This is a genomic window from Mycobacterium sp. NGS34 (assembly GCF_059812845.1).
Map to the genome: position 1 here is coordinate 307,966 of NZ_JCALDM010000001.1, position 12,232 is coordinate 320,197.

Consider the following 12,232-nt stretch of genomic DNA (forward strand, 5'->3'; position numbering starts at 1 on the left):
TACGAGTCCAAGGGCCGGCCCGCGCGCCGGGCTCCGGCAGCGTTCGTTTCGCGGCTGGTTAACGCCCTTGCAGGAAAGCGAAGTTCGGCAGCGGCGGCAAACCCGGCACCATGGTCAACAAGTTGGGCCGGGGGGCGGCCACCTGGTTGGGCGGGGCGGGCTGCGAGGGAAGCCCGACCGGCGCCGCACCGGCCGGCTGGGGGGGAAGCCCGACCGGCGCCGCACCGGCCGGCTGGGGGGGAAGCCCGACCGGGGCCGCACCGGCTGCTTGCGAGGGAATGCCGACCGGGGCCGCAGCGGTTCCCGGCCCGGGTACCGGGGCGGTGGCTGCGGCGGGCACGGTCACCCGGAAGCCGTTGACGATCGCGTCGGTCGCCGGCGCATCCGCGACTGCCACCGCACGGTCGGTGGTCACCGACAGCGACACCAGGTATTTGTCATGTCCGGACGTCGCGATGACATGGCGGCGTGACGTGTTCAGCAGCATGTCGCCATCGCGGTAGGTGCCCTCGATGATCGACGACGGGAAGCCGCCGAAGTCGACCATGGAGGCGTTCGTGGTCTGCCACAGGGGCAGTTGCTGGCTGTCGACGAAGCCGTGCGTGATGGCCTCTTTCGGATCGAAGTTACCGACCAGCTTGTACACCACCACCTGCGCGTTCGACGTGTAGATGCTGCTCCCCTGCCGGTCGGCGATCACCGCGAACGCGTCGGGCACATTGGGATCGGGCACCTGGGTCCAACGGGTGGGCAGCGGGAGGGTGATGTCGAGCGCCTTGAAGGCCTGGGGTTTTTGCGCCTCGAGCTTGACGCCCTTGGACTGCAGGAACTCACGTAGCGTGCCCGAGATGCCGGGGGTCTGCGCCGGGGGGAGCGGCGCGCCCGGCGCGACCGCCGCGGGTGCGGGCGATACCGGCGCGACGGCCGGGGTCGGAGCCACCGGATTTGCCGCCGGGGGAGCGGCCAGCAACCGGTTGCCGGGGACCTGTATGGGGGCGGCCGTCACGTTCTGCGGCGCCGGCGTCACCACCGCGGGGGCGGGCGGCGGCGCGGGCAGCGCGGGCAGTGCGGGATCAGCCGCAGCGGTGGCGCCCGCGAACGCGGTGACGCCGATCGCGCCGGCGGCCAGACCCCCTGCGAATACCCGCAATGTACGGGCGATGTGAATCATCTGCGTCGATCCTTCCCATGGCCCGGGTCCCAGCACCCGTCGTAGAGGCTGACTGTAACCAGAGGTCAAACGCGCTGGATAGCGTCGAAATCGACCTGGGATGAAGCTCTGATCGGCGCGCAACGCAACCGAGACCAACCTGTGGCCCGCCGGGCCGGCAACGGCTCCCTTATACCCTGTTCAGGTGACCGAATCCCCGACCACCGCGCCCGGAGGCACCTCCGCCGGCGCGCCGGACTCCGATGCGCCGCCGTTTCGCTACACCGCGGCGCTGGCGGGCCGCGTCGAGAGCGCCTGGCAGGAGAACTGGGCGAAGCTCGGCACGTTCAACGTGGCCAACCCCGTCGGTGATCTGGCTCCGGCCGACGGACGCCCGCTGCCCGATGACAAGTTGTTCGTGCAGGACATGTTCCCGTACCCGTCCGGCGACGGACTGCACGTCGGGCACCCGCTGGGCTACATCGCCACCGACGTCTATGCCCGATATTTCCGGATGACCGGCCATAACGTCCTGCACGCGTTGGGCTTTGACGCGTTTGGCCTGCCCGCCGAGCAATACGCGGTGCAAACCGGGACCCACCCGCGCACCAGGACCGAGGCCAACATCGTCAATTTCCGGCGTCAGCTGGGCCGGCTGGGCCTGGGCCACGACAGCCGGCGGAGCTTCTCGACCACCGACACCGAGTTCTACAAGTGGACCCAGTGGATCTTCCTGCAGATCTACAACGCGTGGTTCGACACCGCCGCCAACAAGGCGCGGCCGATCGCCGAACTGATCGCCGAGTTCGATTCCGGCGCAAGGCGTCTCGATGACGGACGGGACTGGGCCACGCTGACGGCGGGGGAGCGGGCCGACGTGATCGACGGCCATCGGCTGGTTTACCGGGCCGACTCGATGGTGAACTGGTGCCCGGGGCTGGGCACGGTGCTGGCCAACGAAGAGGTCACCTCCGACGGGCGCAGCGACCGCGGGAACTTCCCGGTATTCCGCAAACGGCTGCGGCAGTGGATGATGCGCATCACCGCCTACGCCGACCGGCTGCTCGACGATCTCGATCTGCTGGATTGGCCGGATCAGGTAAAAACTATGCAGCGCAACTGGATTGGTCGCTCGACCGGAGCGCAGGCGCTGTTCTCGGCGACCACGCGTGCTGGTTCCGCTGTCGACATCGAGGTGTTCACCACCCGGCCCGACACGTTGTTCGGTGCGACGTACCTGGTGCTGGCGCCCGAGCACGAGCTGGTCGACGAACTGGCCGCCGCGGCATGGCCCGACGGCACCGACCCACGGTGGACGTATGGTGCCGCCGCACCGGCCGAGGCGGTCGCCGCCTACCGCCGCGCGATCGCCGCGAAGTCGGACCTCGAACGCCAGGAGAGCAGGGAGAAGACCGGCGTCTTCCTCGGCAGCTACGCGACCAATCCGGTCAACGGAAAGCCCGTGCCGATCTTCATCGCCGACTACGTGCTGGCCGGCTACGGCACCGGGGCGATCATGGCGGTGCCCGGGCATGACCAGCGCGACTGGGACTTCGCCCACGATTTGGGCCTGCCAATCGTGGAAGTCATTGCCGGCGGCGACATTTCGCAGGCGGCGCACGCGGGCGACGGTGTGCTGGTCAACTCCGGCTACCTCGACGGCATGGACGTGCCCGCGGCCAAGGAAGCGATCACCGCCCGCCTGGAGGCCGACGGCCGCGGCCGGGCGCGCATCGAATTCAAGCTGCGCGACTGGCTTTTCGCCCGGCAGCGGTACTGGGGCGAGCCGTTCCCCATCGTCTACGACAGCGAAGGACGGCCGCACGCGCTCGACGAGGTGGCGCTGCCGGTCGAGCTGCCCGACGTGCCCGACTACTCTCCGGTGTTGTTCGACCCCGACGACGCCGGCAGCGAGCCGTCGCCGCCGTTGGGCAAGGCGACCGACTGGGTGCACGTCGAGCTCGACCTGGGCAACGGCCTGAGGCCCTACACCCGCGACACGAACGTGATGCCGCAGTGGGCCGGCAGCTCCTGGTATGAGCTGCGCTACACCGACCCGCACAACTCGGAACGCTTCTGCGCCAAGGAAAACGAGGCCTACTGGATGGGCCCGCGCCCGGCCCAGTATGGAGCGCAGGATCCCGGCGGCGTCGACCTGTACGTCGGCGGCGCCGAACACGCGGTGTTGCACCTGCTGTATGCGCGGTTCTGGCACAAGGTGCTATACGACCTGGGTCATGTCAGCTCGCGGGAGCCGTACCGCCGCCTGATCAACCAGGGTTACATCCAGGCCTTCGCATACACCGATTCCCGCGGGTCGTATGTGCCGGCGGAGCAGGTCGTCGAACGCGGCGGCGGATTCTTCTATCCGGGGCCCGACGGCGAGGTCGAAGTCTTCCAGGAATTCGGGAAGATCGGTAAGAGCCTGAAGAATTCGATATCGCCGGACGAGATCTGCGACGAATACGGCGCGGACACGCTGCGGGTGTACGAGATGTCGATGGGCCCCTTGGAGGCATCCCGGCCGTGGGCCACCAAGGACGTGGTCGGTGCGCACCGCTTCCTGCAGCGGGTGTGGCGCCTGGTGATCGACGAGCAGACCGGCGGGACGCGGGTGGCCGACGACACCGGCCCGTTGGGCACCGACACCCTGCGGGCGCTGCACCGAACCATCGCCGGAGTCTCGGAAGACTATGCGGCGCTGCGCAATAACACCGCGGCGGCCAAGCTGATCGAGTACACCAACCACCTCACCAAGGAGCACCGCGACTCCGTGCCGCGCGCGGCGGTCGAGCCGCTGGTGCTGATGCTGGCACCGCTCGCCCCGCACCTGGCCGAGGAGCTCTGGTTGCGGCTGGGTCACACCGCGTCGTTGGCGCACGGGCCCTTCCCCGCGGCCGACCCGACCTACCTCGTCGAGGACACCGTCGAATACCCGGTGCAGGTGAACGGCAAGGTGCGTGGGCGGGTCGTGGTGGCCGCCGACGCCGATGACGACACGCTGAAGGCCGCGGCCATGGGAGACGAGAAGGTGCAGGCGTTCTTGGCCGGCGCCGCCCCGCGAAAGGTGATCGTGGTTCCCGGCCGGCTGGTCAACCTGGTCGTCTAGCGCGCGGCGGTCAGTGTTTGCGCGGCCGCAGCACCACTTCGTGGACGTGACCGTCGGGCGGCGTGGCCACGGCGTTGGCAACCGCCGCCGCGACCGTTTCGGGCCGCAGGTAGTTCGCCGGCTCGTACCGATCGCCTTCGAACGCGACGAGTTCGCGTTGCATGGCGCTATCGGTGCGGCCGGGATAGATCGTGGTCACCCGCAGATCCGGCTCGTCGGCGCGCAGCGAATCGGCGAAGGCCCGCAACGCGAACTTGCTGGCCGAATACGAGGCCATGCCCGGTGAAACAGCGCGCCCCGCACCGGAATTGATGAACACCACCTGACCGCGGGCCCGCCGCAGCGCCGGCAGCAGGGCCAGCGTCAGGTCGACTACCCCGAAGACGTTCACGGCGAAGGTGGCGCGCCACTCGTCGACGTTGGACTCGGCGACGTGGCCCGGGATGGACACCCCCGCGTTGTGCACCAACACGTCGAGCTCGTCGACGATTTCGCAGCCGGCCTCGATCTCGTCGGGGTCGGTCAGATCGAGCGGAAAAGTGGTGGCTCCGAGCCGCTCCGCGACAGCGTCGAGCCGATCGGAGGACCTGCCCGCCAGCAGCAGAGTGTGTGTCGCCGACAGAGCCTCGGCTATCGCTGAACCGATAGCGCCGCTCGCGCCGGTGATGAGTGCGGTGGGCATGAAATCAGTCTACGGAAGCGATCAATCCCCTTGGGGATCAGCCACTTTCAGGCCTGTTTGCGCGCCGGAGGCTCCCCGGCGGGAGGCGATTCGCCACAGCCCAGGCGTTCCAGCGGCGCCAGCGCCCGTGCCAGGGTGTTCAGGTCGGACTCGGGCAGCTGACTGAGCATCGCTGCCAGCGCGGCGTGGCGGTTGGCCAGCGATTCGCCGTGCACGGCGCGTCCGCGCGGCGTGATGTCGACGAGCACCGCGCGCAGGTCGGAGGGGTCGCGCGAGCGTTTCACCAGCCCGATCTTCTCCAGCCGGCGGATCGCCACCGTCGTGGTCGGGGTGCGCACCCGTTCGTGCGCGGCCAGGTCGGTCATCCGGATGGGGCCCTGATCGAGCAGCGTGATCAGGATGGACAGCTGAGCCAGGGTCAGGTCGCCGGCCACGACCCCACTGGGGTCGCCGCGGCGCAGAATCGAAAACAATTTGGACAGCGCGCGGTGCAAACCTTCCGCAAGCTCCGTCACCTCTGGTGCGGTGGATTCGCTGTCCGCCATAAGTCGGCAGTCTAACCCGATATGCGTGGCGTACAAGGGAGCTATTCCGGACCAGTTATCGACATTTCAAAGCACTTGGGACAAGAACCGCTGTAGGCGCTCCGTCTTGGCGGCCGCGAATATCTGCTCCGGCGGCCCGCATTCCAGGACCTTGCCGCGATCCATGAAAACGACGGTGTCGGATGCCGACCGGGCAAAGCCCATTTCGTGGGTGACGACGATCATCGTCATGCCATCGGCGCCGAGATCGGCGATGAGTTGCAGAATCCCCTTGACCATTTCGGGATCAAGCGCCGAGGTCGCCTCGTCGAAGAACATCACCTGCGGGGCCATGGCCAGCGCGCGGGCGATGGCGACCCGTTGTTGTTGGCCACCGGACAGCATGCCGGGGCGGGCATCGGCCTTGTGCTTCAGGCCAACTCGGTCCAGCTGAGCCAGCGCGAGGTCCCGGGCGGCGTCCGCGGAGAGCCGCCGCAGCTTGCGGGGCGCCAGCGCAACATTTTTCAAAACGGACAGGTGCGGGAACAGATTGAAGTGCTGGAACACCATGCCGATGCGCTGGCGCAGCTCGTTGGGATCGTCGCGCAACACCGACCGGCCGTCCAGCAGGATGTCGCCGCTGTCGGGCTCGTTCAGGCGATTCAGGGTGCGCAACAGCGTCGACTTGCCGGAACCGGACGGTCCGATGACGGCGACGGTCGTGCCCGCGGGGGCCTCGAGATCGACGCCGCGCAGCACCAGGTTACCGCCGAGGGTTTGGTGAATGTCCCTGGCCGCCAACGATACTGGCGGACGGTGAGCGACACCCGCCGTCATGTCATCTCCTGGCTCAACGGCGTTGCGAGCAGAGGGTCGTGGCCTTCGGGCTTACCGGCTGGGCGGCCACGGCGGAGCCGGCCGTCGATGTAGTTCACCAAATGCGTTAACGGAATGGTCAATATCAGGTAGAAGAGACCGGCCGCCACCAACGGCGACAGGCTGCCGGTCTGCGCGTTGAGGTCTCGGCCCACCTGAAACAGCTCACGCTGCTGAGCGACCAGGCCGAGGAAGTACACCAACGCGGAGGCCTTCAACAACCCGATGGCCTGGTTGACGAGCGCCGGCAGCACCCGCCGGATGCCCTGCGGCACAACCACCAGACGCATCGCGGCCGCGTAGCTGAACCCGAGCGCGCGGGAGGCCTCCAGTTGGCCGGGGTCGACGCTTTGAATGCCCGCGCGCAGAATCTCGCCGATGTAGGCCGCGGCCATCAATCCCAAAGCGGCGATCCCCAACGGGTAGGGATTCTTATGCGTCAGCCCGCCGACCAACGGCCCGATGCCCATCCCGATGATCAGGATGATCACCACTTCGGGAAGACCGCGGAAAATGTCGGTGTAGATCCGCGCCGGCCAGCGCAGCCAGCGCGAATGCGAGATTCCCGCCATTGCCAGCAGCATTCCCAGCGCCAGACCGATAACCAGCGCGCTGTTGGTCAGGATCATCGTGTTGGGCAGACCGACGGTGAGCAGCACCGGGATGGCCTGCCGGTACAGATCCCAGTCGAAGAACGACTCACGCAACTGGTCCAGCGTCGACATCGGCGCGCCCGGGCTCACCGGCTCGCGGTGGTGGCTCGCGGCGATCGCCGCGAAGTCCGGCAGGTGTGGGGCGGGGACCGCTTTGGACCCGGGTTTCCAGCCGGGCGGCATCGTCCGTGGCACCCACTGGCAGTACAGGTTCGCCCAGGTGCCGTCGGCGATGACGGCGTCCAGCCCCGAATTCAGCGCATCGATCAACGGCTGGTTGTCCTTGGCGACCGCAAAGGCCACGAAACTGCCTCGGCTGAAGGTGTTCGCCACAACCACCGCCGGGTCGCTCGGCCGAATTATGGTCGACGCCAGGGTTCCGGGCGCCACCCACGCGTCGAGCTGGCGGGTCTTGAGATTCGCGTAGAGGGTGGCGAAGCCGGGAAACTTCACCGGCTGCAGATGCAGGTGGTCGACGACATACGACTCCTCGACAGTGCCCTGGACGACGCCGATGCGCTGGCCGGCCGCGAGGTCGCTGAAATTGTGGATCGTCGAACCGGGCGGGACCACGAGCGAATAGAAGCCGAAGTCGTATCCATTGGTAAACGAAACCGTGCGGCGGCGCGCATCGGTGGCCTTCACCGATGCCGAGCCGATGTCGAAGCGCCGCGACGCCACCTGCGCGAGCAGTGCGGAGAAGTCCGTGCTGACAAAGCGGACTTGGAGGCCGAGCTTGGCTGCGATCGCGCGCAATAGCTGGTTGTCGAAGCCGCTGAAATCGCCGGTCGGATTGATGCAGATGTTGGGCGGGGCGTCCGACAGTGTGCCGACCGTCAGGAGGCCCGGTGTCCCCAGCCCCAACGCGCCGGTGTCCACCGAGCCGAGCGGTTGGACGGTGGCCGTGGTCGCCCGGTCGTCGTCGTCCGTGGACGGGTGCTCGGTCAGATCCTTCGGCAGGACGCGGGCGCTGTCCAGGCCGGCTGGCGCGCACTGATTCCAGTCGGCGGCGGCGGGTGCGGCCAGTGTCAGGCCGCAGACAATCAGCATTGTCGTGGCCAGTGCGAAGAGCTTTCGGCACATGGGACGCCGGTCCAGGCGCAAACTCATCACGGCTACCGTATCGGCACACCGGGCAACATGGCGCGCCGAAAAGAGATCTACAGCGCGATCGACGGCTCGTCCTCGGCGGCCTCCGCGCCGGCCAGTACCCGAAGCGGGCCCGCAACGACTTGGCCGATGTCATCCGGCGCGGAGAACACCCTGCGGCGGAACAGCTCGGTGAGCATGGTCTGGGCCATCAGGTTCGACCGGCCGACGCACGCGGCCCGCGCGCCCTCCGGGTCGCGCCGGTGTATTGCGGAGGTCTCGTCTTCGTAGAACGGCAACATGTCGTCGCGGCTGCACTGGTAGGTCATCCAGAAGACGCGGGGGATGAGGTCTTGCGAAGCGCGGATCGTGGCGTGCAGCCGCGGCCCCGCGTATTCGTCGTTGATCGTGCGCCGGTATTCCCCGGCGAGGTCCGAAAAGGCGCGAGATTCCCTCGCGGAGCGCAGCGAGCGCATCAGCGCGTCGAGTTGTCCCAGGATCCGGGGCGTGGGGTTGGTGGCCGCGCGCGCCGAGGCGATGCCGTTGAGCAGGCCGTCGAGTTCGTGGTGTTCGAGCACGGTGGCCTCGTCAAACCGCTCGACGAAGGCGCCCCGGTGATAGCGGGTGGACACGATGCCGTCGTGTTCCAGTTGTACGAGGGCCTCTTGAATTGGCACTCGGCTGACCCCTAGCCCAACCGCAATCTCGTTGCGATCGACGCGGTCGCCACTGCGCAGTTTCCCCGTCAGAACCAGGTTGAGAATGTGCGAAACAACCTGGTCCTTTTCTTTGACCCCGTATTTTTTTGGCATCCGTTTCTTGAGTGCCTTTCCAACCGGTTCGGTCCACCTAGCGCAGAGAGTTTCTCATGTCTTGGCGCGGCGTTCAGCTCTTTGGTGGATGAATCGGAGGCAAAACGGGGAACGAATTTTCAGGCGGCGACCCTTAACGTCCATCGCGCCACTTGCATAACGCCTCCGCCGCGCCCAGATCGTAATCGGGGCCGTCGCACCCGACGGTCAGCGTCGTGACGCCGAGGTTCACCAGCGTCTCGGCGTTGGCGACGAGGCCGCCGCCCGAAACGTCCCCGTTGACCGCGGCCGACCGTTCGATCGCGGCCGGATCCCGGCCGACGTCGGCGCAGTGCCGCTCCAGCACGGCGGACTTGGCCGGCAGCTCGTCGGCCGAGCTGAAGCTGTGCCAGACGTCGGCGTACTCGGCCACCAGCCGCAGGGTCTTGCGTTCGCCCCCGCCCCCGATGAGCACGGGGATGTCGCGGGTCGGCGCCGGGTTCAGCTTGGCCAGCCGCTCCTTGATCCGCGGCAGCGCGGCCGCGAGGTCGTCGAGGCGGCTGCCGGCGGTGCCGAATTCGTAGCCGTACTCGTCGTAATCCTTTTGCTTCCAGCCGGAACCGATGCCCAGGATGAGTCGCCCCGCGGATATGTGGTCGACGGTGCGTGCCATGTCGGCCAGCAATTCGGGATTGCGATAGGAGTTGCACGTCACCAGCGCACCGATTTGGATGCGAGACGTCTGTTCGGCCCAGGCCCCGAGCATCGTCCAGCATTCGAAATGCGGGCCGTCGGGATCGCCGTAGAGCGGAAAGAAGTGGTCCCAGTTGAAGGCGATGTCGACGCCGATGTCTTCGCAGCGGCGAACCGCGTCGCGAAGCTGGCCATACTGTGGGGCGTGCTGCGGCTGCAATTGCACGCCGATACGAACGGGACGGTCGGAAGTCATAGGCGCCACTCCTCCTCATCGCTGCGTCCCCCTCGCCGCTTCGCGGCTGGGGGTACCCCCGCTGCATCGTCGTTGGCGCGGGTCATAACACCCACCGTAGGCTCAGCTCGCGTCGAGCACCCCGCGCAGGATCTCGATCAGCGCGCGCGGTTGGTCGCTCTGCACGGAATGGCCCGAATTGTCGACGACGTGTGCCGCGCGGAAATTGCTTGCACGCCTGCCCAATTCGGCCGCGTCCTCGTCGGTGACGAAGCCCGACGAGCCGCCGCGGATGAGCGTGACGGGTGCCGACAGCCCGTCGACGTCGTCCCACAGGCCGGTGAAGTCGGGGAAGACGCGGATCGCGTCGTAGCGCCAGGACCAGTTGCCGTTGTCGAGGCGGCGGGAATTGTGGAACACGCCGCGGCGCAGCGCCTTGACCTCTCGGTGCGGTGCGGCCGCGACGGTCAGGTCCAGCATGGCCTGGAAGCTGGGGAACTCCCGCTCACCCTGCATCAGCGCCACGGTGCCCTGCTGCTCCTTGGTCAGCTCGGAGTGGCGTTGCAACGCCGACGGGGTTACGTCGATCAGGACGAGTTCGTTCACGAGTTCGGGCGCCACCGCGGCCAGCCGGACCGCGGTCAGCCCGCCCAGCGACATGCCGACGACGACGTCGGCGCCCGCCGCGTGCTCGCGCAGCGCCGGCACCAGGGCGTCGGCGTTCAGCTGCGGGGAGTAGTCGCCGTCCTCGCGCCATGCCGAATGCCCATGCCCGGGCAAATCGACCGCGAGCGCCGGCTCGCCGAGACCGACGATCACGGTGTCCCAGGTGTGCGCGTTTTGCCCGCCGCCGTGCAGGAAGACAATGCGCGGGGGACGGTCCAATGAGGGAGCGCCCCAGCGCAGCGCGCTGATCTTGCGTTCCGCGGCGCCCGACTCGACGCGCTCCACGTCGGGCAGTGGACCGGGAACGCCGGCCTGCTCAGCGTTTTCGGAAAGCAGCGAGAACTCCGACAGTTCCGCCAGTCGGTCCTCAGATATCTCGGTCACGGTCTAAAGACACTACTTTGGGGCGCCCGGCGTGCGTCCAGGGTTTTGCGCGTGCATTCAGGGCGCGGATTTCTCGGATTTTCCGCCCTCAGCTCACTCCGAAAGCCTTCACTGCACACGCGCCGCCGTCAGCGCACGTGAACGCCGCCAAAAACCATTGTGCGGTGAGGCCGCTCGACGCGACCCCACCGCACACCGGTGCAAGGAGAGTTACCCCTCGATGATGAACTCTTCGAGCTGCGCCCGCGCGACGTCGTCGGGCAGCTGTTGCGGCGGGCTCTTCATCAGGTAGGCCGACGCCGGCACGACCGGGCCGCCGATGCCGCGGTCCTTGGCGATCTTGGCCGCCCGCACCGCATCGATGATGACCCCGGCCGAGTTCGGCGAGTCCCACACCTCGAGCTTGTACTCCAGGTTCAGCGGCACGTCGCCGAACGCTCGGCCCTCCAGCCGCACGTACGCCCACTTACGGTCGTCGAGCCAGCCCACGTGGTCGGACGGCCCGATGTGCACGTCCTTGGTCTTGAACTCGCGCTGCAGGTTCGAGGTCACCGCCTGCGTCTTGGAGATCTTCTTGGACTCCAGCCGCTCGCGCTCCAGCATGTTGAGGAAGTCCATGTTGCCGCCGACGTTGAGCTGCATGGTGCGGTCCAGCTGCACGCCGCGGTCCTCGAACAGCTTGGCCATCACGCGGTGGGTGATGGTGGCGCCGACCTGACTCTTGATATCGTCGCCGACGATCGGGACGCCCGCGTCCGCAAACTTCTTGGCCCACACCGGGTCCGAGGCGATGAACACCGGCAGCGCGTTGACGAACGCCACGCCCGCGTCGATCGCGCACTGCGCGTAGAACTTGTCGGCCTCCTCGGAGCCCACCGGGAGGTAGGACACCAGCACGTCGACGTTGTTCTCCTTGAGCACCTTGACCACGTCGACCGGCTCGGCGTCGGACAGCTCGATGGTGTCGGCGTAATACTTGCCGATGCCGTCGAGGGTCGGGCCGCGTTGCACCGTCACGTTGGTGGGCGGCACGTCGGCGATCTTGATGGTGTTGTTCTCCGACGCGAAGATCGCCTCCGACAGGTCGAACCCGACCTTCTTGGCGTCCACGTCGAACGCGGCCACGAACTTCACGTCGCGGACGTGGTACTGGCCGAACTTCACATGCATCAGGCCGGGCACCGTGTGGGTCTCGTCGGCGTCGAGGTAGTACTGCACGCCCTGAACCAGCGACGAGGCACAGTTTCCGACGCCGACGATGGCGACTCGTACCTCTGTCGACGCCTCGGGCGCCCCGAACGGCTTGTGGTCACTCATAGGGCGTTCTCCTAACTTCAATTACTTCTGACTTAGGTGTTCTCGTTGCCGGTTTCGTGCAGG

Annotated in this window: 10 protein-coding genes; 1 reads left to right on the top strand and 9 read right to left on the bottom strand. The window is 67.4% G+C overall.

What is annotated here, in order from left to right:
- Positions 1-58: 58 nt before the first annotated feature.
- Positions 59-1,171: an LpqN/LpqT family lipoprotein gene (locus AC5Y7V_RS01560; RefSeq protein ID WP_499878292.1), complete on the bottom strand. Its 1,113-nt coding sequence runs from the start codon at positions 1,169-1,171 to the stop codon at positions 59-61.
- Positions 1,172-1,355: 184 nt separating this feature from the next.
- Between AC5Y7V_RS01560 and leuS the strand changes: the two genes are divergently transcribed.
- Positions 1,356-4,259, top strand: a complete 2,904-nt coding sequence (leuS, locus tag AC5Y7V_RS01565) for a leucine--tRNA ligase (protein WP_499878293.1) — start codon at positions 1,356-1,358, stop codon at positions 4,257-4,259.
- Positions 4,260-4,269: 10 nt separating this feature from the next.
- Here the strand turns inward: leuS and AC5Y7V_RS01570 are convergent, their stop codons facing one another.
- The 8 genes from AC5Y7V_RS01570 to AC5Y7V_RS01605 all read right to left on the bottom strand — a co-directional run bounded on the left by AC5Y7V_RS01570 (position 4,270) and on the right by AC5Y7V_RS01605 (position 12,169).
- Positions 4,270-4,941, bottom strand: coding sequence for an SDR family oxidoreductase (locus AC5Y7V_RS01570; RefSeq protein WP_499878294.1), 672 nt, complete (start codon positions 4,939-4,941; stop codon positions 4,270-4,272).
- Positions 4,942-4,988: 47 nt separating this feature from the next.
- Positions 4,989-5,486, bottom strand: coding sequence for a MarR family winged helix-turn-helix transcriptional regulator (locus tag AC5Y7V_RS01575; RefSeq protein ID WP_068111922.1), 498 nt, complete (start codon positions 5,484-5,486; stop codon positions 4,989-4,991).
- A 66-nt stretch (positions 5,487-5,552) separates the two neighbouring features.
- Positions 5,553-6,302 carry an amino acid ABC transporter ATP-binding protein gene (locus tag AC5Y7V_RS01580; RefSeq protein WP_499878295.1) on the bottom strand — a complete coding sequence of 250 codons (750 nt, stop codon included), beginning with the start codon at positions 6,300-6,302 and terminating at the stop codon, positions 5,553-5,555.
- The gene (locus AC5Y7V_RS01585; RefSeq protein WP_499878296.1) at positions 6,299-8,104 is read right to left on the bottom strand and encodes an ABC transporter substrate-binding protein/permease; all 1,806 of its coding nucleotides are present in this window, start codon (positions 8,102-8,104) and stop codon (positions 6,299-6,301) included. The genes AC5Y7V_RS01580 and AC5Y7V_RS01585 overlap by 4 nt, the downstream gene beginning before the upstream one ends.
- Before the next feature lie 50 nt (positions 8,105-8,154).
- On the bottom strand, positions 8,155-8,895 hold the full coding sequence (locus tag AC5Y7V_RS01590; protein WP_499878297.1) for a GntR family transcriptional regulator: 741 nt from the start codon (positions 8,893-8,895) through the stop codon (positions 8,155-8,157).
- Between the two features lie 133 nt (positions 8,896-9,028).
- Positions 9,029-9,823 carry an LLM class F420-dependent oxidoreductase gene (locus AC5Y7V_RS01595; protein ID WP_499878298.1) on the bottom strand — a complete coding sequence of 265 codons (795 nt, stop codon included), beginning with the start codon at positions 9,821-9,823 and terminating at the stop codon, positions 9,029-9,031.
- Between the two features lie 102 nt (positions 9,824-9,925).
- Positions 9,926-10,852: an Rv0045c family esterase gene (locus AC5Y7V_RS01600; RefSeq protein WP_499878299.1), complete on the bottom strand. Its 927-nt coding sequence runs from the start codon at positions 10,850-10,852 to the stop codon at positions 9,926-9,928.
- Between the two features lie 210 nt (positions 10,853-11,062).
- Entirely contained in the window at positions 11,063-12,169 is a 1,107-nt protein-coding gene (locus AC5Y7V_RS01605; RefSeq protein WP_499878300.1) for an inositol-3-phosphate synthase, read from the bottom strand.
- Positions 12,170-12,232 lie beyond the last annotated feature (63 nt).

Coding starts and splice junctions, on each gene's coding strand:
- AC5Y7V_RS01595 (WP_499878298.1), bottom strand. CDS start 9,823: ATGACTTCCGACCGTCCCGTTCGTATCGGCGTGCAATTGCAGCCGCAG.
- AC5Y7V_RS01590 (WP_499878297.1), bottom strand. CDS start 8,895: ATGCCAAAAAAATACGGGGTCAAAGAAAAGGACCAGGTTGTTTCGCAC.
- AC5Y7V_RS01570 (WP_499878294.1), bottom strand. CDS start 4,941: ATGCCCACCGCACTCATCACCGGCGCGAGCGGCGCTATCGGTTCAGCG.
- AC5Y7V_RS01560 (WP_499878292.1), bottom strand. CDS start 1,171: ATGATTCACATCGCCCGTACATTGCGGGTATTCGCAGGGGGTCTGGCC.
- AC5Y7V_RS01585 (WP_499878296.1), bottom strand. CDS start 8,104: ATGAGTTTGCGCCTGGACCGGCGTCCCATGTGCCGAAAGCTCTTCGCA.
- AC5Y7V_RS01580 (WP_499878295.1), bottom strand. CDS start 6,302: ATGACGGCGGGTGTCGCTCACCGTCCGCCAGTATCGTTGGCGGCCAGG.
- AC5Y7V_RS01605 (WP_499878300.1), bottom strand. CDS start 12,169: ATGAGTGACCACAAGCCGTTCGGGGCGCCCGAGGCGTCGACAGAGGTA.
- AC5Y7V_RS01575 (WP_068111922.1), bottom strand. CDS start 5,486: ATGGCGGACAGCGAATCCACCGCACCAGAGGTGACGGAGCTTGCGGAA.